Annotated in this window: 25 protein-coding genes and 5 pseudogenes; 18 read left to right on the top strand and 12 right to left on the bottom strand. The window is 59.2% G+C overall.

The genetic code is table 11. From position 1 onward, the window contains the following. Positions 1-126: 126 nt before the first annotated feature. The 3 genes from MUN84_RS06260 to MUN84_RS06250 form a co-directional block, all read right to left on the bottom strand. Positions 127-669, bottom strand: coding sequence for an NUDIX hydrolase (locus tag MUN84_RS06260; RefSeq protein WP_244697104.1), 543 nt, complete (start codon positions 667-669; stop codon positions 127-129). A gap of 90 nt (positions 670-759) precedes the next feature. Beyond that, positions 760-1,557: a M57 family metalloprotease gene (locus tag MUN84_RS06255; protein ID WP_244697103.1), complete on the bottom strand. Its 798-nt coding sequence runs from the start codon at positions 1,555-1,557 to the stop codon at positions 760-762. A 133-nt stretch (positions 1,558-1,690) separates the two neighbouring features. Beyond that, positions 1,691-2,446: a murein L,D-transpeptidase family protein gene (locus tag MUN84_RS06250; protein WP_244697102.1), complete on the bottom strand. Its 756-nt coding sequence runs from the start codon at positions 2,444-2,446 to the stop codon at positions 1,691-1,693. 234 nt (positions 2,447-2,680) lie between these two features. Between MUN84_RS06250 and MUN84_RS06245 the strand changes: the two genes are divergently transcribed. From MUN84_RS06245 to MUN84_RS06215, 6 genes and pseudogenes are all read left to right on the top strand, one after another. Beyond that, positions 2,681-3,622, top strand: a complete 942-nt coding sequence (locus tag MUN84_RS06245) for an alpha/beta hydrolase (RefSeq protein WP_244697101.1) — start codon at positions 2,681-2,683, stop codon at positions 3,620-3,622. A 162-nt stretch (positions 3,623-3,784) separates the two neighbouring features. Next, entirely contained in the window at positions 3,785-4,156 is a 372-nt protein-coding gene (locus tag MUN84_RS06240; protein ID WP_244697100.1) for a DUF4174 domain-containing protein, read from the top strand. Between the two features lie 40 nt (positions 4,157-4,196). Continuing rightward, positions 4,197-4,847 carry an FAD-dependent oxidoreductase gene (locus MUN84_RS06235; protein WP_244697099.1) on the top strand — a complete coding sequence of 217 codons (651 nt, stop codon included), beginning with the start codon at positions 4,197-4,199 and terminating at the stop codon, positions 4,845-4,847. 8 nt (positions 4,848-4,855) lie between these two features. Next, complete coding sequence (locus tag MUN84_RS06230) at positions 4,856-5,353, top strand: hypothetical protein (protein WP_244697098.1); 498 nt, start codon at positions 4,856-4,858, stop codon at positions 5,351-5,353. 303 nt (positions 5,354-5,656) lie between these two features. Continuing rightward, positions 5,657-6,145 carry an ankyrin repeat domain-containing protein gene (locus tag MUN84_RS06225; RefSeq protein ID WP_244697097.1) on the top strand — a complete coding sequence of 163 codons (489 nt, stop codon included), beginning with the start codon at positions 5,657-5,659 and terminating at the stop codon, positions 6,143-6,145. Positions 6,146-6,348: 203 nt separating this feature from the next. Beyond that, positions 6,349-7,352 (top strand): annotated as a pseudogene (locus MUN84_RS06215) (SDR family oxidoreductase). A 236-nt stretch (positions 7,353-7,588) separates the two neighbouring features. Here the strand turns inward: MUN84_RS06215 and MUN84_RS06210 are convergent. Next, complete coding sequence (locus MUN84_RS06210; protein WP_244697095.1) at positions 7,589-7,888, bottom strand: hypothetical protein; 300 nt, start codon at positions 7,886-7,888, stop codon at positions 7,589-7,591. 55 nt (positions 7,889-7,943) lie between these two features. Next, entirely contained in the window at positions 7,944-8,570 is a 627-nt protein-coding gene (locus tag MUN84_RS06205; protein ID WP_244697094.1) for a metal-dependent hydrolase, read from the bottom strand. 325 nt (positions 8,571-8,895) lie between these two features. Between MUN84_RS06205 and MUN84_RS06200 the strand changes: the two genes are divergently transcribed. Then, positions 8,896-9,276: a hypothetical protein gene (locus MUN84_RS06200; RefSeq protein WP_244697093.1), complete on the top strand. Its 381-nt coding sequence runs from the start codon at positions 8,896-8,898 to the stop codon at positions 9,274-9,276. A 271-nt stretch (positions 9,277-9,547) separates the two neighbouring features. Further along, positions 9,548-10,006 carry a VOC family protein gene (locus MUN84_RS06195; RefSeq protein WP_244697092.1) on the top strand — a complete coding sequence of 153 codons (459 nt, stop codon included), beginning with the start codon at positions 9,548-9,550 and terminating at the stop codon, positions 10,004-10,006. Between the two features lie 109 nt (positions 10,007-10,115). On the opposite strand, the gene MUN84_RS06190 is transcribed toward MUN84_RS06195, so the two are convergent. The 5 genes and pseudogenes from MUN84_RS06190 to MUN84_RS06170 form a co-directional block, all read right to left on the bottom strand. Further along, positions 10,116-10,874, bottom strand: a complete 759-nt coding sequence (locus MUN84_RS06190; RefSeq protein WP_244697091.1) for an HAD family hydrolase — start codon at positions 10,872-10,874, stop codon at positions 10,116-10,118. A gap of 59 nt (positions 10,875-10,933) precedes the next feature. Then, the gene (locus MUN84_RS06185) at positions 10,934-11,374 is read right to left on the bottom strand and encodes a hypothetical protein (RefSeq protein ID WP_244697090.1); all 441 of its coding nucleotides are present in this window, start codon (positions 11,372-11,374) and stop codon (positions 10,934-10,936) included. Positions 11,375-11,385: 11 nt separating this feature from the next. After that, positions 11,386-12,396, bottom strand: coding sequence for a hypothetical protein (locus MUN84_RS06180; RefSeq protein WP_244697089.1), 1,011 nt, complete (start codon positions 12,394-12,396; stop codon positions 11,386-11,388). 62 nt (positions 12,397-12,458) lie between these two features. Beyond that, positions 12,459-14,649, bottom strand: a pseudogene (gene scpA, locus MUN84_RS06175) (methylmalonyl-CoA mutase). A gap of 126 nt (positions 14,650-14,775) precedes the next feature. Further along, positions 14,776-16,467, bottom strand: a complete 1,692-nt coding sequence (locus MUN84_RS06170; RefSeq protein WP_244697088.1) for a methylmalonyl-CoA mutase family protein — start codon at positions 16,465-16,467, stop codon at positions 14,776-14,778. Positions 16,468-17,171: 704 nt separating this feature from the next. Here MUN84_RS06170 and MUN84_RS06165 point away from each other — a divergent pair. The 7 genes and pseudogenes from MUN84_RS06165 to dnaA all read left to right on the top strand — a co-directional run bounded on the left by MUN84_RS06165 (position 17,172) and on the right by dnaA (position 20,658). Continuing rightward, a complete protein-coding gene (locus tag MUN84_RS06165; RefSeq protein ID WP_244697087.1) occupies positions 17,172-17,360 on the top strand; it encodes a hypothetical protein in 189 nt (62 codons plus the stop codon). Positions 17,361-17,368: 8 nt separating this feature from the next. Then, a complete protein-coding gene (locus MUN84_RS06160; protein WP_244697086.1) occupies positions 17,369-17,773 on the top strand; it encodes a 5'-nucleotidase C-terminal domain-containing protein in 405 nt (134 codons plus the stop codon). Then, positions 17,752-17,922, top strand: coding sequence for a hypothetical protein (locus tag MUN84_RS24460; protein ID WP_410780093.1), 171 nt, complete (start codon positions 17,752-17,754; stop codon positions 17,920-17,922). The genes MUN84_RS06160 and MUN84_RS24460 overlap by 22 nt, the downstream gene beginning before the upstream one ends. A gap of 109 nt (positions 17,923-18,031) precedes the next feature. After that, positions 18,032-18,142, top strand: a complete 111-nt coding sequence (locus MUN84_RS24455; RefSeq protein ID WP_244697085.1) for a twin-arginine translocation signal domain-containing protein — start codon at positions 18,032-18,034, stop codon at positions 18,140-18,142. Further along, complete coding sequence (locus tag MUN84_RS24450; RefSeq protein ID WP_410780074.1) at positions 18,112-18,357, top strand: metallophosphoesterase; 246 nt, start codon at positions 18,112-18,114, stop codon at positions 18,355-18,357. The genes MUN84_RS24455 and MUN84_RS24450 overlap by 31 nt, the downstream gene beginning before the upstream one ends. Beyond that, complete coding sequence (locus MUN84_RS06150) at positions 18,354-18,959, top strand: bifunctional metallophosphatase/5'-nucleotidase (RefSeq protein WP_410780073.1); 606 nt, start codon at positions 18,354-18,356, stop codon at positions 18,957-18,959. Before MUN84_RS24450 ends, MUN84_RS06150 begins: the two co-directional genes overlap by 4 nt. Before the next feature lie 200 nt (positions 18,960-19,159). Then, positions 19,160-20,658, top strand: a pseudogene (gene dnaA / locus MUN84_RS06140) (chromosomal replication initiator protein DnaA). A gap of 85 nt (positions 20,659-20,743) precedes the next feature. Here the strand turns inward: dnaA and MUN84_RS06135 are convergent. Beyond that, entirely contained in the window at positions 20,744-21,013 is a 270-nt protein-coding gene (locus MUN84_RS06135; RefSeq protein ID WP_244697083.1) for a hypothetical protein, read from the bottom strand. Positions 21,014-21,072: 59 nt separating this feature from the next. On the opposite strand from MUN84_RS06135, the gene MUN84_RS06130 reads away from it, so the two are divergent. Beyond that, positions 21,073-21,315, top strand: a complete 243-nt coding sequence (locus MUN84_RS06130) for a hypothetical protein (protein WP_244697082.1) — start codon at positions 21,073-21,075, stop codon at positions 21,313-21,315. A 77-nt stretch (positions 21,316-21,392) separates the two neighbouring features. On the opposite strand, the pseudogene MUN84_RS06125 reads toward MUN84_RS06130, so the two are convergent. Continuing rightward, positions 21,393-21,794: pseudogene (locus MUN84_RS06125) on the bottom strand (OsmC family peroxiredoxin); the annotation flags it as partial. Positions 21,795-22,001: 207 nt separating this feature from the next. Between MUN84_RS06125 and MUN84_RS06120 the strand changes: the two are divergent. Beyond that, a pseudogene (locus tag MUN84_RS06120) lies at positions 22,002-23,500 on the top strand (GH3 auxin-responsive promoter family protein). A 165-nt stretch (positions 23,501-23,665) separates the two neighbouring features. Next, entirely contained in the window at positions 23,666-24,130 is a 465-nt protein-coding gene (locus tag MUN84_RS06115) for a nucleotidyltransferase (RefSeq protein ID WP_244697081.1), read from the top strand. The last annotated feature ends 38 nt before the right edge of the window (positions 24,131-24,168 follow it).

Below are 24,168 nucleotides of genomic sequence, written 5' to 3'. Positions count from 1 at the left end.
GTAGCCGCAGGACCTTATCAGATAAGAACGAAAATCGTTGTGACGACCTATGCGGACGTGATAAGGTCCTGCGGCTACCGCCTCAGGATGACGTACCGCTATATGCTACTTCACCATCTCACTATCTCATACTTCCCACTCACCGGCCAGCAGGCGCGAAATTAGGGGCTGAATGATGCGGTAGCTGGCGCCCCAGAGCGGGTAGTTGCTGCCTACGCGGTAGAAGGGCACCCGGTACGGGCTGGGCCAGCCGGCTAGTTGCCAGGTTTCCTCGGTGTGGTTGGCCGCGTCGGCGAGGTAGCGAAGCGGGATTTCCAGCACTTCATCTATTTCCGAGGTTTGCCACTGCCAAGCCGCCGGCCGACGGATGCGGCCCAGAAACGGGGCAATACGGAAGCCCGAGGGCACATCCACGGTAGGCAGAGCGGCCAGCACCTCTACGTCGGTGGGTGGCAGGTGTACTTCTTCGAAAGCCTCGCGCAGGGCCGTGGCCTGCAGGTTGGTATCCGTGGGCTCGTGCTTGCCGCCAGGAAAAGCCAGCTGGCCCCCGTGCACACCAAACGCCGCCCGTCGCACCATCACTACCTGTAACTCACCCTGCGTATCGCGGAAAATAGGAACGAGCACGGCCGAATCGCGCAGGTTCTTGGGAATTGGAAAATCGGGCATAACGCAACAGCGCCGCCGCGGGCAAGTCCGCGGCGGCGCTGGCAAGGTACAACCCGCGCCGCTTAGGTAGCGGGGCCGGGCACTGGCGGGCTAGTAGAGGTAGCTAAGCGCCGTGCGGTCGTTGGCATTGAAGGGGCGGCTCTGGCCCGAGCCGATGCAGGCCAGCATCCAGGAGTTGGGGTCGGCCGCGGCGGGCGTGCCCGGAATCAGGACGGCGCCCACGGTGCTGGCGCCTTCGTTGGCCGTAGAGCCACCGCAGCTATAGCTCCGGTCCATGTAATCGGTGTGGCGGAAGCCAATGCAGTGGCCAATTTCATGGGCCAGAATGGTAGCTAAGTAGCCCTGCACTGGGGTGTTGCCGATGGCGCGCGAGTTCACTTTTACTTCGCCGTAGGGGTTGCCGCCGGTGGGGAAGCCGGCCGAAGCCAGGTAGCTGCCGCTGCCGCGCACAATGCTGATGTTGCCACCCGAAGAAACCCGGCTAAAGGTTAGCTGCAGGCCCTGGGCATTGTAACGGGCAATGGCTTCGTCGAGACCCGCCACGTAGGCGCTGGGTAGCTGGCTGGAAATGCTCACGGTAATAACGCGCGGCAGGCCCGTTACCAAATTGGTGGTGCGGTACTGCTCGGCCGTGCCCACGCGCAGCAACTGCACGGCGGCACGGTTGCTCAGGTCGGCCGGCGACAACACAATGTCACCCTCTACCACGTAGTTGCCATCCTCGTCGCGCTGTACGTTCTCGGCGCTAAAGCCAAGCTGACGGATTTGGGTAAGCGCATCGGCACTGATGTCCTCGGCCTTATTTACTACTGCTTCTTTTTCCGAGCAGCTGCTCAAAGCCGTTAGCATGGCGAAGCCGCCCATTAGGAGGTAGGAAGTGATTTTCATAGAGTGTGTGAGGTTGTGTGAAAGGAAGGATTCAATGTATTCAAAATATCTATACTATAATTTTTTTAATTTTATTTTAATGATACCAACTGAACACTAGAGATTTAGATAAGGGTAAGTAGGAAATGCCTCCTTACCGCACCGCGTAGCGGCCAGCGGCATCAACTGCCACCGTTGGGAGTTGGTGGTGATCTTCGAAATGTTGGTAGCCGGCAGCCAGCTGCTGCCAAAACGCTAGGTGCGGACTGTTCAGGCGACGCGCCAGGTTATCAGCCGTCAGCTCAAAAGGAAAGATGTGCACGGGAATGGCTGCCTGGCCCGCCGCCCGAGCCTCCACGGCCAGCACGTACAGCTCCCGGATGCCCGCGTCGGTGATGGGCAGGCAGCCGATGGTTACATCAGAGCCGTGAATGAAAATATCCTGGCCGGGATTGAGCGAGCCGCTCCGGTAAGCGTCGGCCGCATTGGGGTAGTCGAGGCCTAACGATAGATGGTACTTGCTGGCCGGATTAAACCGGTCAATCGTATAAAAGCCTTCCGGCACTTGCCCGTCGCCGGCCTGCCGCTTGGGCCCTAGCATACCCGAAGTGCCCGCCAGCCGAAACGTGCGCAGCAGCACAAATTGGCCCTCGTCGTGGTTGCGGCCCCACACCTCCAACCGGCGCCCTACCTTAAACGCCCGCAGAAATAGCTCCAGCCGCTCCGCCACCACACCATGCCGATGCAACAGTGCCTGCACGGGGGCGTGGTGCAGTGTATAGGCCGTGCGCACTCGCGGAAAGCGCTGCTGCTCACTTCGAAAGGTAAGGTTAGGCTCGGGCCGGCGGGCAGAGGAGCGGGCATAGAGGGCCACGAGTAACGCGGCGGCAAGCAAAAGCAAAAGTCGCATCAGTTGGCAAGGGTAGGCGGGCAGCTATAGAAGGCAGCTGGGACTTCCTCAACGGTAGCACGGTGGCGGTTAGTATAGAGTGTTTGGTATATAGAGACGTATCATTGTTTGCGCGCTGGCAGCAGGCAGCCAGGGGTATCGGCAGCACCTTGTTTTCCGTAGTGCTGCTATGCCATCTGCCCCGCTACTGCCGCGCCCTACCAGCCCGACCCGCTCGGGCCCGATTTCGAACAGTTGGTACTGCCCCAACCCGATGATTACGAGGGCCCGGTACGAGCCGTGCTGGTGCGCTGCCGCCAGGAGCTGCCCGCGCCTACCCCGCGGGCGGTGCTTTACGTGCACGGGTTCAACGACTACTTTTTTCAGCGCGAAATGGCGGAAGCGTACATCCAGCACGGCTACCGCTTTTACGCCCTCGACCTGCGCAAATACGGGCGGGCCCTGCTACCCCACCAGCGCCCCAACAACGTGCGCAGCCTCACGGAGTATTTCTTTGACCTAGACGCCGCTTTAAGCCAAATGCAGCGGGAAGGCAGCGCCAGCGTAATACTCAGTGGCCACTCCACGGGCGGCCTTATCACGGCCCTTTACGCAACCTACCGCCGGCCGCCGGGCTTGGTGGCCCTGGTGCTGAACAGTCCGTTTCTGGAGCTACACCAGTCGTGGCTGCGGCGGCACGTGGCCGTGCCGGTGGCCGTGGCACTCGGGGCCCGCTGGCCAAACCTGCCCTTGCCCGCCGGCCTGCCCCCTACCTACGGGCAGAGCCTGCACCGGGCCTATCGGGGTAGTTGGGAATACAACCTGGCCTGGAAGCCCAACCATGTGTTTGCCGTGAATGCCGGCTGGCTGCGGGCCATCCGGCAGGGGCAGGCCCAGGTACGGCGCGGGTTGGGACTGTCCTTGCCCGTACTGGTCCTGCACTCCGACCGCACCACGGAGGGCCGCACCTGGCACGAAGAAGTTAAACGCACCGACATTGTGTTGGAGGTGGCGCATATTGCGGCCCTTGCTCCCCGCCTCGGTCCCAACGTAACCGTGCGCGCTGTGCCGGGGGCCGTGCACGATGTATTTCTGTCGGCGCCGACGGTACGGGCCGAGGCGTACCGGGCAGTGTTTGCGTGGTTACGGCAGCAGGTACCGGCGCCAGCTTTAGGCCACCCGCAATCCGTGGTGTAGCGCCCATAACTTATCTGCCGGCGTTGTTCTACGGAGCCAACAAGGCAGGTTTACTTTATACCGCTCCCGTTTCTCTTTCTTCGACATGGCTTTCTATGCGCTACTTTCTGCCTTGCTGGGCATCCCGCTCTGGCTGGCCCCGGTAAGTGCCCCAGCCCAGGGGTGCCAGCGGATGGTTTGGCCGCTACCCTCAACGCCAGCAAGTGGCAGCAGCGGGTGCTCCTGCTCTGCGCGCCGACCGCCGACAACGCCGAACTGCGCCGGCAACAGCAGGTACTGCGCCCGGCAAAAGCCGAGTTAGTGGCCCGCGACGTAGTGGTGTACGAGGTGATTCAGAACCGGCTTTCTGCCGCCGACCAGCGCTACCTGCGCCAGCGGTTAGGAGTGGCAAGCAGCTCATTTACGGTGCTGCTCCTGGGCAAAGACGGCGGGGTAAAGCGGCGCGAAACGCAGCCCCTGTCCGCCGCTCAGCTGTTCGCTACTATTGATGCCATGCCCATGCGCCAGCAGGAGATGCGCCGGCCCCGGAAGTAGCGGATGCGGTGCAAGCGGCGGCCGGTGCGTACTTTCGAGCGTGGCCGCTACTCCCCCATATGACGTGCTGATTGTAGGTGCCGGTCCGGCCGGGGCGGCGTGCGCCCTGGCGCTGGCCGGGAGCGGCCTCCGGGTTGCGCTGGTCGATAAGGCCCGGTTTCCGCGCGACAAAGTATGCGGTGATGCTATTCCGGGCCCTACGCTTAAGGCATTGGCCCGCCTGAAGCCCGAGTACGCCCAGGAATTGCGCAACCTCACCCAAGCCCACCGCACCGATGTCCGGACCAGCCGGCTGCTTTCTCCCGCCGGGGCTGAGGTGAGCGTGGAGTGGCGGGCGCCCGCCTTCAACAGCCCCCGCCTGCACTTTGATGAGGCCCTGCTCACGCTGGTGCGGCGCCACACCACTACCACGCTCCTCGAAGGCGACGCGGTGAAAAAAGTGTGGCAGACTGACGAGCTGGTGATGGCGCAACTAGCCGACCAGACCGAGCTACGGGCCCGCCTTATTATTGGGTGCGACGGGGCCCATTCCGTGGTGGGCCGGAGCCTGCTGCCCCAGCCACTAAACCGGGCCCGGCACTGCGCGGCCGTGCGCGCCTACTACCGCGGCGTTACCGATGCCCCGAAACGACCAGTGAGTTTCTGTTTTTGCGGCGGTACCGGGCGGGGTACTGCTGGGTTTTTCCGGTAGGCGGCGGGGTGTATAACGTAGGTTTCGGGATGCTCTCGGCTGATATTGCTCGTCACAAAGTAGACCTGAAGCAGGAGTTACAACAACTGCTCACAACTCATCCGGCGCTAGCCAGCCGCTTCCGGGCGGCGCTACCCCTGGGGGCGGTGCAAGGGTTTGGGCTTCCGTTGGGTGGGTCCGGAAGGCCCCTTTCCGGCCGCCGGGTTCTGCTCTGCGGCGACGCGGCCGCCCTTATTGATCCGCTCCAGGGGCACGGCATCGACAAAGCAGTTATCAGCGGAATCCTGGCCGCGGAGCACGCCCGGCGCTGCTGCGAAGCCCAGGATTTCAGCCGGGCTTCCCTCGCCCAGTACGACCAAGCCGTGCACCGCCGCCTTGGCCGCGACTTGGCCCGCCGCTACCAGCTCATGCGCGTACTGGCTCGGGCGCCTTGGCTGGTAGAGCTGGCGTTTGCGGCGGGCCGCTGGCCCCGGCTCCGGCGGTGGCTGGTGCAAGCAGTCGGGTAGGAGCGAGGAAGGGCAGGCGCACAGCTGGTCGGGCTTACCATGTGTCCGGCAGCGTAATAGCATCAGCAGCAGATATTACTGTGTGATCTGCCGCGGCTTGAGTGCTTCGGTTACCTGCTTTTTGCCAGCTACACTGAAGCTGATCTATTTCGGGTTCCTGTCGTACTACCTTCCGGCGTCAACAGAAAATTGGGGCGGGGCACCGCCAACTCTCTGGTTTCTTTGTTTAGCGAAACAGTCCCTCGCCTGCTAGGCGGGCGCGGAGGCTGCCGGCTTTGGCTTTTCACTCAATCTACCTTTTCCATGTCCTTCACCTCTTCCCGTCCCGAAGACCTCCTGACCAACGCCGCCCGCAACGGCGACGTAGCCACGATTCAAACCCTGCTGGCCGAGGGCGCCGACGTCAATTACCAGGATGGCCGCGGTTTCACGCCCCTAATTCTGGCCGCCTACGATGGCCACCTCGAAGCCACGAAAGTACTGCTGCAAGCCGGCGCTAACCCCAACGTGCACGACGCCAGCGGCAACACGGCCCTGATGGGCGTTGCGTTCAAAGGCTACCCCGAAATTGCCCAGCTGCTCATCGACAACGGCGCCGACTTGAACGCCCGCAACGGCAACGAGGGCACGGCCCTCATGTTTGCTACCCTCTTCGGCCGCCACAACATAGTGCCCCTGCTGCTCAAGGCCGGTGCCGACGCTACCCTGCGCGACGTGCGTGGCCTCTCGGCCCGCGACCTGGCCATTCAGCAAGGCAACGAGCAAGCTCTGGAGCTGCTGCCCCAGCAGTAGCCACTAGGTCAGCCCCACCGAAAACAGAACGTTCTGCTTTTGCCCCGCGCCGTGGGGTAAAAGCAGAACGTTCTGTTTTCGGTGGGGCACCAGGGGTAGGAGCTACAATCAGTCGGTAGGCCGCGCATAATTCTGGCATGGGGTAGCCGTGCGCCCTGCTTGGTCGTATGGAAAGATGACCTGAGCATCTTACCTGTACTACTATGAAACTCAAACCACTTAAAAAGCAGACGCTGGTTATAACCGGCGCCACCAGCGGTATTGGCCTGGCTACGGCTCGCATGGCCGCCCAAGCCGGAGCCAACCTGGTGCTAGCCGCCCGCAGCGAGGAAGACCTGCGCAAAGTAGCCGCCGACCTGCGCAAGCGCGGCGGCCAGGTGGCCACGGTAACCGCCGACGTAGCCCGCATCCCCGACGTTCAGCGCATAGCCGCTACCGCCCAGGAGCGGTTTGGGGCTTTGATACCTGGATTAACAACGCTGCCGCCTCTATTTGGGGCCGGCTAGAGGAAGTCAGCGACGAGGACAGCCGCCGCATGTTTGATACCAACTACTGGGGCGTCGTGAACGGCTCTCTGGAAGCCATCAAGCACCTAAAGCGGCACGGTGGCGCCCTGATTAACCTAGGTAGTGTGGCTTCGGATATTGCGTTTCCGCTCCAGGGTCAGTACTCGGCTAGTAAGCACGCCATTAAGGGCTTTACCGATGCCTTGCGCATGGAGCTGGAAGAGGAAGGGGCACCGGTTTCGGTTACCCTGATTAAGCCCTCGGCCATTAACACGCCCTTTCCGCAGCACGCCAAAAACTACATGGACCGGGAGCCCCAGCTGCCGCCGCCCGTATACGAGCCCGAAGAAGTAGCCAACGCCATTATTCACGCCGCCCAGCACCCGGAACGCGACGTGTACATTGGCGGCGGGGGCAAGATGTTCAGCTCCTTAAACAAGCATTTCCCCCGGGCCATGGATTTCATGAACGAGAAGGTAAACATGAAGCTCCAGACCCGCGACGAGCGGCCCCGCCACCCCGCCGGTTCCCTGCACCGCCCCGAAGTGCGCGACGGCCACGTGCACGGCGACCATCCGGGCTACGTGATGAAGCGAAGCCTCTACACCCGCGCCAGCATGCACCCCGTCATGACGGGCGCTTTTGCCGCTCTGGCCGGGGGAGTGCTGGTAGCACTGCTGTCCGGCAAAAACGGTAAATAAACCTTGCTAGCTCACAAAAAAGTCTCCTGCTGCGTAACGCGGCAGGAGACTTTTCTGTGCTTGGGGGTAGGCAAAGTAACCCAGCAAGACTTGCCGTTCTACACATTAACGCATCGTGCTGCCGTGGTGTCAGGGTAAAGTGCCCAACAGCACTCAAGCTTTATGTTTGCTTCCTGTTTACTTGTCTAATGTACTTCCCCGCAAATCGGTGAGGCCGGGCTATACTGCTGGGGCGTTTAATCGCGCTTTTCCAGTGGCTGCCAGGGCTGTTCTACCACGGCGGCAGTATTGGTGGAGAGGTAGTGGTTGTAGAGCTGTTCAGCGGGGCCCTGGCCGAGCAGGGGTTGGCCTTCAGTAGGTAGCACCAGCAGCAGAGCGTCCGGGGCCAGGCCTAAGGCGGTAGTGAGCCGCTGCTGCAGGGCCGGCAGATCGGGTTGGTTGGCTTCCTGGAGCTTTACAACCGTGAGGTGCTGCCCCTCGTGCTCGATGCGGGCGAAAACGCCGGTGGGTCCGGTAGAAAAGGTATCTGTGGTCATGGCAGTAAAGAAGGTACGGCCTACTATACGCAAGCCGTCCTGGTCCCGCTGCCTTTTACGGAAGCTGGCCTATTTCCAACGTTTCGCCGGCGGCCAGGGCGTGCACCGTCACGTCATCGTCTTGCCGCAGGTATTCTTGCAACTGGTCCGGAGTGCCCACTAAGGAGGCAAACGTACCGTAGTGAAACGGCACGAGGTGGGCCACCCGTAGCAACTGGGCGGCGTACGCTGCCTCCCGGGGCCCCATTGTGTACCGGTCGCCGATGGGCAGTAGGGCCACAGTGGGCTGGTACAGGTCGGCTAGCAGGCGCATGTCGCCGAACAGGGCTGTGTCGCCGGCGGCGTAGAGCACGGTGTTATCCGAGAAGTGCAGGATGTAGCCCACGCCCTCGTGCTGAAAGCCAGGGGTGCCACCGCGCAACTCTACGTGGGCCGCGTGGTGAGCTACGGTCATGGTCAGGCGCAGGCCAAATACCTCAATGCTGCCGCCTACGTTCATGGCCTCGCACTGCCCACCAGGCACGCCTTGCTCCTGGAGGTAGAACCGCACGGGTGCGGGTGCTACAACCCGGGCTCCGGTGCGCGCCAGCAGGGCTGGTAACTCCGCATCCAGGTGGTCGTCGTGGCCGTGCGTGAGGAGCACGAGGTCGGCGCGTTCGGGCCGCCGAAGGTGCTCGGGCACGTAGGGGTTGCCCGTCAGCCAAGGGTCAAGCAGTAGGACGTGGCCTTCGGGGTAGTGATGCGGAAGCTGGCGTGGCCCAGCAGTTGGAGGCGGGTGGTTGGCATAGCAGGGAAAGATGGGAAGCAGGCGGGAAGGTACTACAGCCGAAGGTGTGGTAATACGGCCTTGGCAGTACCGGCCCCGCGGCACCCGGCCCCAGCCTCAAAATACCTTTCTGGCGGCTAGCTGAACCATAATTCGTTGATCTTCTTTTTACTATATTTGACTAATTCCTTCCTCGCCCTGGCCTCCTATGCCCGCAGCCTCAACCTTACACTTTGAAAATGTGGCCGGTCGCTTAACCGTGCACCCGGCCGGCTTTGTGGTGGTAACCTGGTACAAAGGCACGCGGCGGCTAGACGACTTCAAGGCCGTACTCACCCACCTCGACCAGCTGCTCCGCCTGCACCGCTTAAGCAAGCTGCTCGCCGACCAGCGGGAACTGACGCCCTTCACGGAGGCGGAGCGCACCTGGGTTGTAACCGAGTGGCTGCCCCAGGCCGTGGGCAACGGGCCCTACCGCTACGCCGCCGTGTTACTGCCCCTCGACGTGTTTGCCCGCCTGGCCTCGAAGTCGGTGATGTCGGAGTCCCAGGAGAAATTTTTGGCCTACCAGTTCTGCGAAACCGAAGCGGAAGCCACCAAGTGGTTGCTGCTTCAGCGGTAGGGTAGGGGTGAAGTGGTCATTGGCTCGGCGTTGCCCACGGGTTTTGACCTTGAAACGGCCTCCTTTCGGTATTGACTTCATCCCTCCGGAAAGTGGCCCTACGCGCCATCCACGGAAGAACTATGGCAGCTACCGGGTTGCTTACACCCCTTTTTCAGGCTAGCAGCAATGGCTCCGTCTGGAGCAAATGCCACCGGGGAGTGGTTCTCCGTAACCTACTTCTCCAACGCACACGCCGCTACTTTTCTGTTTCTCAACCACAGCACTACCGATGACTAGCAACCGGATTCTGAGTGCCGCAGTTATGTTGCTGGCCCTGACCGGCTCCGGCCGAGCAATGGCTCAGGCGCGCCCGGCCGTAAATCACATTGCCCTCTACGTCTATGACTTGCAGAAAAGCACGAATTTCTATCAGAACGTGCTGGGGCTGCGGCAGATTTCGGAGCCGTTCAAGGATGGGCGCCACGTTTGGTTTCGGATGGGGCCGCACAGTCAGCTCCACCTCATTCAGGGCGCCGCGAGGGTAGAGGAGCACGCCAAAGACACGCACCTAGCCTTCCGGGTGAAAGACCTAGGCAAATTCACCGCCCGCCTCGATCAATCGGCCACGCCCTACAGCAGCTGGACCGGAGAAGCCAAGCAAACCACTGCCCGCCCCGACGGCGTGAAGCAAGTGTACCTACAGGACCCCGACAAGTTCTGGATTGAAGTCAATGACGATAAGTTTTAACGCGGTGGTTCTGCCTACTGCTAACCCAGCCGGTAAGCGTGCTTACTAAAGTGGTTTACCTCAGTGAAGTTGGTTAAGTGGAGTTGTTAGGAATCACAGCTTCCGGGAGCTAAAGTTTCTGGGAAACTGGGGGCTGGGCGCTGGTAATCTGTAGCAGCACCTCAGCCAAAGGCTCCAGGCTCGTAATTTCTTCCACGTGTGCCAGCGGACGGAGGCCGGCAAAACGGTTCAGCCAAACCGGACGGATGCCCACGGCCAGCGCGCCGACTATATCGGCCTGCCAGTTGTCGCCGACCATCACGGTTTCGGCGGCGCGGCTGTGCAGGCGCTGCAGGGCCACTTCAAATATGCGCGGGTTAGGCTTGGTTACCCCAACTTCCTCGGAGGTAACAAGGGCATCAACCAGGTGCGCCATGCCCAGGTGCCGGAGCTTTTCTTGCTGCTCGGCCGTGCGGTTGTTGGTTACGATGCCAACCTTATAGTGGGGCCGGAGGGCTTCGAGCAAGGCCACCGCGCCCGCAATTGGTTGGCGCAGGCGCTGATAATGGCCGTAGTGCTGCTGGGCAAATTCCGTTGCCGCCGCATCAGTGCGGGCGAGGCCATACGGGGCCAGCAGGCGCTGAAAACGCAGGCGGCGGGCATCTTCATAAGTATACTTGCCAGCCAGCACCTGCGGGTGCATTTCCTCCAGAATCTCGCTGTACTGCTGGTACATGGCCTCCATATCGGCCCCCGCAAACTCCGGCAGCCCGGCCGTGCTGGTGGCCAGCGCCGCCCGGGCCGTGTTGGCGTGGTCGAACAGCGTATCGTCCAGGTCGAAGAGGACGGTAGTAACGGGAACAATGCTGGGCGACGGCTCTGGCTGCATGGCAAAGGGTAAGTAGACGACTTGGCAATCAGAAACCCCGGTAGTGCTTGTGGGGCACCCTACAAGATGGTTGCTACATCCAAGGTAGCCTGCCCTGCCACGGCACCCGGCAGTTGGGTTCGACGTAGCAGGGTAGCCATGTTCTTCGGCAGGTCAGCTACCGTGAGCGGCTGCAGGGGCCGGGCCACCACGTAGTAGCGTGTATCGGCGCGCTCGTGCAGGCGGGTTTTAGCGAAAGAGAACAGCCCGCGTCGGGCGTAGCGCGCAAAGCCCTGGTAGCTGCCCTCATCCGTACCCTCCGCTACCCCCGCCGTCACCGCCGAATCGGTTTCCGGCAGCGTCAGGAAATACTGGTGCAGCTCCAGCAGCACTTCCTGGGAAGCCGCCACCGATTCAGGCAGTATCCCGCCCCCGGATGCAACGTGCACGATATGTCCGGCCACGTCGGTGGCAAACCAGTCAATGTCCGCGTCTTCCTGGTCTATTTCGTCAATGCGCATGAAGTAGAACCTTACGTGTTCCTGTTTTTTTTATTCATTAATTTTTCTAGCACTAATTGTTCTTCTGGTGATAATTCATCGTCTGAATTAATGGGCTGATTTTCTTGAATGGTGTCATTATCTTTAATTGCTGATTTTTCTGTTATCATTTTTGGATCAGGTGCCATAATTTGGCGCGGGTTATGCTGATTATTGTGATATAATTCAGGCGTCACTGCTCCTGTTGCTATGAATTTATTAGTCCCGTCTATTAAATTTCTTCTTAATATCTCTGCTTGCTCTGGTCCTATAGTTCCGTTCTGCTCCATTCTGCCAACTTGTTCAATTATTGGTAAAGCTTTGCCAATTAATTCGAGCCGCTCACCCATTTTTCTTTCTCTATAAAATACTACTCTGTCCCATATTTGTATTATGAGGTCTTTTAGACACTCAACCACTTTAGCATTACCTAGAAAGTCAAAGGATTTATCACTTCCGGAATCTATTGCAAGTACGCTTATGTCATCAGGGGATTCCTGATTAATTATTGCGCATGATTGATACAATAAAACGATTCCATCAATGATAGAACTCAGTCTTAAAGGACTTGATAAATGGTTCTTCTCTTCAGGGAGAATAACTGTTATAGTATCTTTGTTTTCAAATTGCTTTGGCAGTTTCTTGTTGTTGTCTAAAAAAACATCAGTGTTATCTTGTTTAAATAATTCAAGTGTTCTGGGAAGATAGGTGGTTAGTAAATGTAATGAATGCCTAATTGGTAAAGTTGAGGTTCTGTCAGTAATAATCTTTGGCCAAACTTCAGGGTCTACTATTTTTTCTAGTCTAAATATTTTAATTATTTGTTTTTCGCTTTCTGTAAAATTGTTGTAAAAAAGAGAAAATTTATTTAATGCCGATAATAATGATGTATTAATAGTAGTGTCGTCTTTCCTTGCTCCTGTATCGAGACTTTCTAAAATACCTGAATCTCTAATTGCTTTTTCAATGCTTCGGGCTGAAGCTATTATATCACTTCGTCTCATCTGATTGAATTGAAAAGGAAAATTATGTTAAGAATGAAAAATTTTGATACTTATGGATGTAGTTACGCCAACTTATCCAAAATCTCCTGTGCCGCCACGGCAATGACGGTGCCGGGGCCGTACACGCCGACTACCCCGGCGTTGTAGAGGAAGTCGTAGTCCTGGGCGGGGATGACGCCGCCGGCAATGACGAGGATGTCTTCGCGGCCGAGCTGCCGGAGCTCCGCAATGAGCTGCGGAATCAGGGTTTTGTGGCCGGCGGCGAGGCTGCTCACGCCCACCACGTGCACGTCGTTCTCGGCGGCTTGGCGGGCTACCTCGTCGGGGGTTTGGAACAGGGGCGCAATGTCCACGTCGAAGCCTACGTCGGCGAAGGAGGTAGCAATAATCTTGGAGCCCCGGTCGTGGCCGTCCTGGCCCATTTTGGCCACCATCATGCGGGGACGGCGGCCTTCGCGGGCGGCAAATTCATCGGCCATCTGGCGGGCCTTGGCAAACTGCTCGTCGTAGTTCATTTCCTGAGAATACACGCCCGAAATAGCCCGAATGGTGGCCTGATGGCGGCCGTACACCTTTTCCAGAGCATCGGAAATCTCGCCGAGGGTAGCGCGCAGGCGGGCCGCGTTTACGGCCAGGGCCAATAGGTTTAATGAGGAATTAGGAATGAGGGATGAGGAATGAATAGTCTCTCCCAATTCCTCATTCTTCATTCCTAATTCCTCATTGCCAGAGGCCCGCGCTGCTTCGGTGAGGGCCTCCAGGGCCTGCTGCACGGCGGCGTTGTCACGGGTAGCTTTAATCTGGTTCAGGCGCGCAATCTGCGACTCGCGCACGGCGGCGTTGTCGATGTCGAGCACCTCAATGTCCGTGGCCTCGTCGACGCGGTACTTGTTCACGCCTACCACGATTTCCTTGCCCGAGTCGATGCGGGCCTGCTTGCGGGCGGCGGCTTCCTCGATGCGCATTTTGGGCAGACCGGTTTCAATGGCCTTGGCCATGCCGCCCAGTTCTTCAACCTCTTGGATAAGGGCCCAGGCTTTGTCGGCCAGCTCGTGGGTGAGGGTTTCCACGTAGTAGGAGCCGCCCCAGGGGTCTACCACGCGGGTAATGTCCGTTTCGTGCTGGAGGTAGAGCTGGGTGTTGCGGGCAATGCGGGCCGAGAAGTCGGTGGGTAGGGCAATGGCCTCGTCGAGGGCGTTGGTGTGCAGGCTCTGGGTGCCGCCCAGGGCCGCGGCCATGGCCTCGATGCAGGTGCGGGCCACGTTGTTGAAAGGGTCCTGCTCGGTGAGCGAGTAGCCCGAGGTCTGGCAGTGCGTGCGCAGGGCCAGGCTCTTGGGGTTCTGAGGATTAAACTGCTTGATGAGCTTGGCCCAAAGCAAACGGCCGGCCCGCATCTTGGCAATTTCCATGAAGTGGTTCATGCCAATAGCCCAGAAAAACGAGAGGCGCGGGGCAAACTGGTCGATGCTCATGCCCGCTGCCAGCCCGGCCCGCACGTACTCCAGCCCATCGGCCAGGGTGTAGGCCAATTCCAGATCAGCGGTAGCCCGGCTTCCTGCATGTGGTAGCCCGAGATGCTGATGGAGTTGAACTTGGGCATATTCTGAGCCGTGTAGCTGAAAATATCCGCAATGATGCGCATGCTCGGCAGGGGCGGGTAGATGTAGGTGTTGCGCACCATGAACTCCTTCAGAATATCGTTCTGAATGGTGCCCGCCAGCTTATCCGGCGTTACGCCCTGCTCCTCGGCCGCCACAATGTAGAAGGCCATAATGGGCAGCACCGCCCCGTTCATGGTCATCGACACCGACATCTGGTCCAGCGGAATCTCATCAAACAGGAGCTTCATGTCCTCTACTGAATCAATGGCCACGCCAGCCTTGCCCACGTCGCCCACCACGCGCGGGTGGTCAGAGTCGTAGCCCGATGGGTAGCCAGGTCGAAGGCAACGGAAAGACCTTTCTGCCCGCCGGCCAGGTTGCGGCGGTAGAAGGCGTTGCTAGCCTCAGCCGTGCTAAAGCCCGCGTACTGCCGGATGGTCCAGGGGTTCTGGATGTACATGGTGCTGTAGGGCCCGCGCAGGTAGGGCGCCTGCCCCGCCCCAAACCCAAGGTGGTCGAGGTGCTGCACATCCTGAGCGGTATAGAACTGCTTCAGCGCAATGCCTTCCGGAGTAGGAGTTTCGGTGGCTTCGGTGGTCGGCGCGGGCAGCTGAGCCGCGTCGTAGGATATCTGAGAGAAGTCGGGCTTCATGGCAATGGTGAAATGGTGAGTTTGTGAAATGGTGGAGTGTGGGGATAATGAAATGGAGGTATCGAATTCAGGTAGCGCAGTTTGCGCTGCCTGAACAGAGGCTCACTTCATCACCACTTCACCATTTCACTTCTTCCCCTGCAAGCGGGCCAGCACGTCCTCGGTGCTATAGCCTTGCACGGTGAATTCCTTGAAGCCGAACACGTGCACGGCTTCCTGCATGGTGGCCAGGTCGGCGGTGAGCAGGGCGGGCGGAATGAAGTTGGGCTCGTCGATGGGCACGCGGCTGATGGCCCGGGAAAGGCGGCCGAACTGCTCGGGGGTAGCGTACATGAGCGTAGCTTCTTCCGTGGAAGAAAATAGCACCGACAGTGTCCCTTCCGGGTGGGCCGCCCGTAGTTCCAGCCGCTCCTTTTCGGGCAGCGTATTCAGGAAAGATTCCAGAATAATCTGGTTGGTGTGGGCGCCCAGCAGCACCAAGGCCGCCCGCTTCTTGCGCTTTTCTCGCCGCTCGAAGTGCAGGGCCGTCGCCAGCCGGAGCACTTCGGTGGGGTAGGTGGCGCGGGTGCTATCAAACTCCCGGCTGCGCAACAGGCGCTTGGGGTTGTAGTCGAATGTCTCGTTGGGATTCTGAAACTTGTTGGTGCCCACTACCACCTGCTCGCCGTTGGCAATGCGCCGGAACTGGGCCTGGGCCGAGGCGTGCAGCTCCTGCATCACGAGGCCCGTGGCGGCAGGCAGGCCCCCAGCCGCTTCCAGCTTCTGAAACAGGGCCCACGCCTCGCGGCTGAGCTGGTCGGTAAGGGTTTCGAGGTAGTAGGAGCCGGCGGCGGGGTCCTGCACTCTATCCAGGTAGGCTTCCTCACGCAGCAGTACTGGCAGGTTGCGGGCTAGGCGCTCGGCAAACTCGTTGGGAGCATGGAACAGGCAGTCGAAAGCCCCCACGCTCACGGCATCAGCCCCACCCAGTACAGCGCTCATGGCCTCGGTGGTGGTGCGGAGCAGGTTGGTGTGCGGATCGAGGGTGGTCTGGCTCCAGGTAGCCGTGCTGGCGAAAATGGTTAGTTGCTGGGCTGCTCCGGCGGGTAGGCCGTAAGCATGCAGCAGGGTAGCCCACAGCCGGCGCAGGGCCCGTAGCTTGGCTATTTCAAAGAAGTAGTTCGGGCCGACGGCCACATGTACATGCAAGGCGGCGGCCACGTCTGCTACGGTCACATCGTCAGTAGTGGGGAGGGCACTCAGGTAGGCGGCGGCCGTAGCCAGGGCGAAGGCTACTTGCTGCGTAGCCGTGGCGCCGCGGTTGCCATAAAAGGCGGCGTTAATCCCCAAGGCCCGAAACTCCGGCCAGTTTTTGCTTAGGCGGATGGCCGTGCGCAACTCCTCTTGCTGGTTGACCAGGTCGGGAGCATGGCGGGTAATGGGGTCCGAAACCAGGAAGCCACGCGGTGCTACCTCCAGGGCCGCCAGGCGCTGTACCAGCCGGGCCGCGCCACCCCGCACCGTGTAGCCCAGGTAGGTATCGGCCAGGGGCAGGCGCTGCTGCAAGTGCTCCACATCGAAGCCCTCGGCGTGAGCCAGCACGAAATGAGCACCGTCGGCGCCGCGGTGCAGGGCCGCGGCGGCACGGTCGATGGCGCTGCCGCCCCGCTCCAGGGCTGGCACCGAGTAGGTAGGCACGTTACGCCAGTGCGCGCTCGGTCGCACCTGGGGGGTAGGGGCGCCGCCCAGTTCCTGCAAGGCCTCCAGGTGGTAAAAAGGCTGCACCGGAAAACCATCAGGGGTTTGCCAGGTGAGGGTGGCCGGGTCCTGGCCTTTCAAGTCGCGGGCGATGCGCTCCAGCCACTGGGGGTTGTGGTGGCGTCAAACTCAGAGAACGAAACAGGCGCGGGGCGCGGCGAATCGGCCATAATGCAGCGGGGTGGGGTGGGAAAACGAAAACCCAAAGGGGCGGGCTAAAGATACCGGTTCAGGGCCAGAACTAGGCTTTAGCAGATGCATACTAAGACCAGCAATATTTCGGCAAGTTCCTCTCTGTGCAGAGCCAGAAGCGTTATACAGTTGCTGGCGCCGCCCAGAGAAATCGGGTTTCTTCTAGTGAAGTATATGAACGCCAAGTTCACCGAACATCCTGCCGTGGCGCCGTATTTTGCTTGGCTGATGCTTGACCTGGGTGGCAGTGCTTACCGCACAGTGTTTTACTTCCTCGCACTGCAGAGTGGCCTTGCGTGCGCACAAAAGCCGTGGTAGTTGCTAACTGCCAGTGAGTATCAAGTATGAGGTTGGTGCCCCGCCTTCCGTCGTGCGCGCTGCCCGCTAGTGAGTGCCACGTAGCAGCACGGGGAGCAGGTATGTTCAGTAGTGCTGTCGAGTGGGTAGGCTGAAAACGAGTGAAATGCCCGGGTTTAACTGATTGATAGTCTGTGTTTTTTGGGTGCGTTGTCTTCGGCAATAAAATACAGTCGTTCCAACTCCCGTTGCGCTACCGTACCTTTGCCGCTCGCATTTCCCTTCTTCCTGACCTGATGCAACTTCTTCGTTCCCGCCTGGCTGCTCTGGGCCTGCTGACGGCCGTAGCACTGGCCCCTGCCTGCCAGCGCGGAGCCTACCTGCCTAAGGCGCAGCTGGCCCCGGTGACGGCCCAACCCGTTGGCAAAACCATCCCCGAAGACCCCAAAGCTGCCGCCACCATTGCCCCTACCGCCAGCGCGTAACGGAGCAAATGACGGCCGTACTGGGCCAAGCCCCGGTGGCCATCGTCAAAAACAATGGAGAGTCGCCGCTGTCCAATTTTGTGGCCGACATCCAGCGCATTCGCGCCAGCCGGGAGCTAAAGCAGCCCGTGGAGCTCAGCGTCATGACCAACGGTGGCCTGCGGGCTCCCATTCCGGCTGGGCCCGTTACAATGGGCTCGGTGTTTGAGCTCATGCCCTTCGAAAACGAGCTGGTGGTGCTAGACGCTCCCGGCGCCGTAGTACAGCAACTTTTTGACTATGCTGCCCGCATCAAAATGCCGGTTTCCGGAGCGGTGTACGCTGCCGTTGAGGGCAAGCCCCAGGACATTCGCATCGGGGGCAGCCGTTTGAGCCCGCGCGTACCTACACCATTGCCATTTCCGACTACCTAGCCGGCGGCGGCGACAACCTCACGTTCTTTAAAACCATCAAGCCCCGCGGGACCGGAGTGCTGCTGCGCACGGCTATTGCCGACTACATGCGCGAACAAACCCAGCAAGGCAAGTCCATTGAGGCCAGCGTTGACGGCCGGGTGAAATAGCGTAGCTGAGTAGGCTGAATAACGGAGCAAGAGCTCTGATAATCAGCAACTTAAGTATCTGCTCGCTCTCCTGCACTCTGCCACTCAATCACCCGTTACTTTCTCCTTCATGCAGCGTCGCGAATTTTTAAAACATACCGGCCTGGGCGCCGCTACTCTGGGCCTGTTGGGGTTTCGGCCCTGCCGACGGTGGCCGCCGATAAAAAGGCTACCCGCCTGACCATCCTGCACACCAACGACATGCACTCCCGCATCGAGCCCTTCCCCGACAATGCCGCCCAGTGGGCTGGCTTGGGCGGAATGGCCCGGCGCGCGGCCCTGATTGAGCAAATCCGGAAGCAGGAGCCCAACGTGCTGCTCCTAGACTCCGGCGACATCTGGCAGGGCACGCCCTATTTCAACTTCTTTCAGGGGAGCTGGAATACAAGCTCATGAGCCAGATGGCCTACGATGCCAGCACCCTCGGCAACCACGACTTCGACAACGGCTTAGAAGGGCTGCAGAAGCAGCTGCCCCACGCTACCTTCCCCTTTCTGATTGCTAATTACGACTTCTCCCAGACGATTCTGGCGGGTAAGTTTCAGCCTTACAAGGTGTTCGACAAGCAGGGCGTGCGGGTAGGCGTGTTCGGGTTGGGCATTGAAATGGCCGGACTGGTAGCCGATAAAAATTTTGGGGCCACGAAGTACCTTGACCCCGTAGCCACGGCCAAAGCCATGGTAGCCAAGCTGCGCGGCCCCGAGAAGTGCGACCTGGTGATTTGCCTTTCCCACCTCGGCTACAAATACGAAAGTGCCAAAATCGACGACCGGAAGCTGGCGGCCCAGGTAAGCGGCATCGACCTAATTCTGGGCGGGCATACCCACACCTTCCTGGAGCAGCCCGAGCCCATTGCCAGCCCCAATGGCCGCAACACCCTGGTCAACCAAGTTGGCTGGTCGGGCATTAACCTGGGCCGCCTAGATTACTCCTTTGAGCGGGGTACGCGCCAGCCTACGGTAGCCGCTACCTCGGTAGTTCCCGTACAAGCCGCATAGGTTACCACTGGGCCACCTCACCGTACTGTTGAGCTAGCCTTGCGGTAAAAGTGCGTAAAATGCAAGAGTTAAGGGCGTTTTTTTGTCTCCTGACTTTTCCACATTTTTGTCTCCCCTAAAAAAAACGGGCCTTTCGCGGCCCGTAGCCAGCCTGTTATCCCGCCCACCTGCACCCCCGTTGCTTTTGCCTTATCTGATTGATGCTGAAGGATTGCCGAACCGTATGGGCCAACTGTCTTCGCGTCATCAAGGCAACAATTGGTGAGCAGAGCTTCCGAACATGGTTTCAACCCATTGTACCGGTTCAGCTCCACAATAACGTCCTGCTGATTCAGGTGCCCAGCACCTACTTCTACGAGTTTCTGGAGGAGCACTACGTGGAGGAACTCAAGCGCGCCATTCACCAGGAACTGGGCCCAGAAGGGCGGCTGGAGTACAGCATTGTGGTAGACCAGGGCAATGCTCAGCAAAAGCCGCGTACCCTCAACCTCCCAACCACCCGCAAGGCCGCGGACCAGCTGCTGTGGTTTCGCACGCCGCTACCTCGTTGGCGGCCAGCGCCATGACGGGCTCGGCCCGCAATACGGCGGCGGCTTCCGTGACGCCTGCCCCGGCACCGCCTACCCTGCGCAACCCCTTTGAGGCCAGCAAAACCATTGAGCGCGACTACCTGAAGTCGCAGCTGAACACGACTTATACCTTCGAGAACTACATTGAGGGCGACTGTAACCGCCTGGCGCGTTCGGCGGGCCTCGCCGTTGCCAACAAGCCGGGTACCACCTCCTTTAACCCTTTAATGGTGTATGGTGGGGTAGGGCTGGGCAAAACGCACCTGGTGCAGGCTATCGGTAACCACATCAAGGCCACGAACCTGGATAAGTTCGTGCTCTACGTGTCGGCCGAAAAGTTTACTAACCAGTTTATTGAGAGCCTGCGCTCCAATGCGGTGCAGGATTTTGCCAATTTCTACCTGCTGGTCGACATCCTAATCCTGGACGACGTACAGTTTCTCTCCGGCAAGGACAAAACTCAGGAGATGTTTTTCCACATCTTCAACCACTTGCACCAAGCGGGTAAGCAGATTGTAATGACCTCGGACCGGCCCCCGCGCGACCTAGTGGGCCTGGAAGACCGCCTACTCTCGCGCTTTAAGTGGGGCCTAACCGCCGACCTGCAAAGCCCTGACTTTGAGACGCGCATGGCCATCATCCAGAACAAGATGCAGCAGGATGGCATCGATATTCCGCCGCAGGTAGTGGAGTACCTGGCCCACTCGGTGAATACCAACGTGCGGGAGCTGGAAGGCGTGCTGATTTCTCTGGTAGCCCAGAGTAGCCTAAACCGCCGGGAAATTGACTTGGAAATGGCCAAGCAGGCCCTACGCCATATTATTGAGGAAGTGGAGGCCGAGGTAAACCTGGACTTCATCCAGAAAACTTGCGCTGAATACTTTGGCGTATCCCTGGATCTGCTCAAGGCCAAAACCCGCAAGAAGGAGGTAGTAACAGCCCGGCAGGTGGCCATGTACTTTGCCAAGGAGCACACTACTCACTCGCTCAAGAGCATCGGCCATCATTTCGGCGGCCGCGACCATAGTACCGTCATCCACTCCGTGCAAACGGTTTCGGACCTGATTGATTCCGATAAGTCTTTCCGCAGTACCATTGCGGAGTTGCGCAAGAAGTTCGCCGGTAAGTAAGTTCTTATTTGGCACAGCCTGATCAACAAAAGAGCCCGTTTGCGGAAGCAGACGGGCTCTTTTTTAGGCAAAAACTGTCGGCGTATTAGGCCTGCGTATCGCGCAGGGCAATGTCGTGCTTGGAGGCGAAAGATCGTACCTGCTCGCGCATGAGACGCTTGCGGCGGGCTCCTTTCACTTGGCGCAGGCTCATGGCGTAGGTCGTGCCTTCCTTGAGTTGCACCCGCAGCTGCTGAGGAACCAGCTCCAGGGCGGCTATATCCTGGGCTGCAAAGGCTTGCTTGGGCCGAAACAGCCCGTCCTTGTGCACAATGTAGGCGGGCGTAAACTCCAGGTAGCTCTGGGTGCCGAACACGGGGCATTGTGCACCAGCACGTAGCCCAGATACACCAAGCTAAACACCAGAAACACGTAGTGCAGGAAGTGCATGTCGCTGGCTCCTTCGCCCGTCACAATAAGCGACACGGTGTAGGCAATCCAGAGCAGACCGATGAAAAGCTGACCCCAAAAGGGAATGCGCTGGGTGTTGGCGGGCTGAAGACGAATGCGAGTAGAATCTGGATGCATAAGGGCGTAAAAGTCGCTGAGGCCCGCAAAAGTAAGAAGTTCAGCTTGCGTTGTTTGTTTTTTGGTGATTTGCTTTTACTTACCCAGTGAGGGTAGCGGGTATCAAGTCGTTACCAATAAATGAACACCACCCGCAAACCACGAAACGTAAACGGCAAGCAAGCCCTCTACTTTAGAGTAGCCGAAGCCAGTTCCATTTCCGGCACGGCCCGCAAAAGCTGCGAAATCGGGCAGTTCTTTTTCGCCGTTTCGGCGTACTGCTGAAACTCCTCCTGCGAAATACCCGCCACCCGGCCTTCCGTAGTAAGGCTGATCTTGACGATTTTAGGAATCTCGCCCGACGTGTCGAGCGTAACCTTCGATTCGGTGGTAATCTGCTGTACCTGCTTGCCTTCCTTGGTCAGGATGCTAGTTAGGAACATTGTGTAGCAGCCGGCGTGGGCCGCTCCCACCAACTCCTCCGGGTTTGTGCCTTTCTGGCCTTCAAACCGGGCGCCTACGGAATAGGGCGCTTCTACCGTACCGCTCTGGGTAGTAATACTACCGCTGCCTTTGATGTCGCCGTTCCAAACGGCAGTGCCCGCTGATTAATCATGAGAAAAACGGTAAGAGGTGATAGTTTGGGAGTAGATACGCGGACCACCGGCGAAAGGATGAGCTTGGCCCTGCTGATGGGGCCGGGCCTTGGTAGCAAGGCGAGTACTTTTGCCGGCGCCACTTGTGCGGCGTAAGAAAAGCACCGTTAACTTCTCATCTTCGCACTTTCATACGTTTTCATGGGCCTGAAATCTACCCTGAGTCGGCCCTGGCCGCTTACATCGCGCATCAGTACCGGCAGTGGCAGCACGACCCGATTGGCACCCAGCAGCGGGTGCTGCGCGGGCTACTAAGCCAAGGTGCCCGCACCAGTTTCGGCCACGACCATGACCTGACCAGCGCCCGCACCGCCCAGGACTTGGCCGCCCGCGTGCCAGTGCGGGATTACGAAGGGCTAGCTCCGTACTTCAACCGGGTGAAGGCCGGGAGCCAAACGTGCTGTGGCCCGGTAAACCGCTGTATTTGGCCAAAACCAGCGGCACTACCTCCGGGCCAAGTACATTCCAATAACTACCGACAGCATTCCGAACCACATCAACGGCGCCCGAGATGCCCTGCTTCATTACGTGCACGCCACCGGGAAAAGTCGGTTTCTGGACGGGAAACTGATTTTCCTGTCGGGCTCCCCGAGCTGGAAACGGTAGGCGGCATTCACACCGGGCGCCTCTCCGGCATTGCCAACCACCACGTGCCCGCTTACCTGCGCCGCAACCAGCTACCCAGCTACCCAACCAACGTCATCGAGGATTGGGAAACCAAGCTGGACCGCATTGTGGAGGAAACTGTGGCTCAGCCTATGACCCTGATTTCGGGATTCCGCCCTGGGTACAGATGTACTTCGACCGAATTGTGCAGCGCACGGGCCGGCCGGTGGGGAGGTGTTTCCGCAGTTCGACCTGTTCGTGTACGGCGGCGTCAACTTCGAGCCCTACCGCAAAAAGTTGTTCGATACCATTGGCCGGCCCGTGGACAGTATCGAGCTGTTTCCGGCCTCCGAAGGGTTTCTGGCTTTCCAGGACGAGCCGGGCAACCCTGGCCTGTTGCTGCTCCTAAATGCCGGAATTTTCTACGAGTTTATCCCGGCCGAGCGGTTCTTCGAGCCCAACCCTCCCCGCCTAACCCTGGCCGATGTGGAGCTGGATAAGAACTACGCCTTAGTGCTGAACTCCAACGCAGGCCTTTGGGGCTACAGCCTCGGCGACACGGTGCGCTTCACCCAGAAGTACCCGTTCCGGGTGGTGGTTACGGGCCGCATTAAGCACTTTCTCTCGGCTTTCGGCGAGCATGTCATTGGTGAAGAAGTGGAGCAAACCCTACGCGAGGCCATGCAGCAGCACCCGGAAGTGGAGGTAGTGGAATTCACGGTAGCCCCCGCGTCAGCGACGATCCTGCCGTGCCCTCCCGCCACGAGTGGCTCATTGAGTTTGCCCGCCCGCCCCACGATGCTGCCGCCTTTGCCGCCGCCCTCGATGCGGGCCTGCGCCAGCGCAACGTCTACTACGACGACCTGCTGCGGGGTAGCATCCTGGCGCCGCTGCTGCTCACGCCGCTACCCGCCGGGGCCTTCCAGCGCTACATGAAAAGCCTGGGCAAGCTGGGCGGCCAGAACAAAGTGCCCCGGTTGAGCAATGATAGGAAGGTAGCGGATGGGTTAACGGGGCTGAGTGAAATAGCGTAACTTGTTCTATGATTCGCTTCGACAAATCAGCTACCCGCAAAACCTCGCTTCACCACGACCAAGACGCGGATGACGCGGCTTTTTGGCGCTCTAAAAGTGTGGAGGAACGCATGGAAGCGCTAGAGTTTTTGCGGCGGCAGGTGTACAGTTTCTATTTTCTAGGCAATGGCACAGGCCAACCAGCTTACCGAGGAATACAAAGAGTTTGTCGAGTTATTAAACGCCAACGGGGTTGAATACATCGTGGTAGGAGCATATGCAGTAGCACGCTACGGGTACGTACGAGCCACCGGCGACATAGACGTCTGGGTGAGGCCAACGCCGGAAAATGCACACCGGGTAGTAAATACGCTCCAGCAGTTTGGGCTAGGTGGGCTAGGATATACAGTAGCAGATTTCAGCGCAGAAGACACTATTGTTCAGCTCGGCGTAGCTCCCTTACGCATCGATTTGCTGACATCCGTAGATGGCGTGGAGTTCGGTACGTGCTACGCTAAACGCGAAGTAAAAGTGCTGGATGAAGTCCCCATCAACTTTATTAGCTTGGCAGATTTGCGCCGTAACAAAGCCAGCACCAACCGCCTAAAGGATCAGCTTGATCTTAGAAATCTAGATCAAACGAATGAGTAGCGCACTATGCAGCAAGGAACTATTAGGATCGGTGCCAC

The organism is Hymenobacter sp. 5516J-16 (assembly GCF_022919335.1).
GTDB lineage: Bacteria > Bacteroidota > Bacteroidia > Cytophagales > Hymenobacteraceae > Hymenobacter > Hymenobacter sublimis.
The sequence above is the reverse complement of the archived record's forward strand: the minus strand, read 5'-3'. Positions and strand labels throughout refer to the sequence as shown.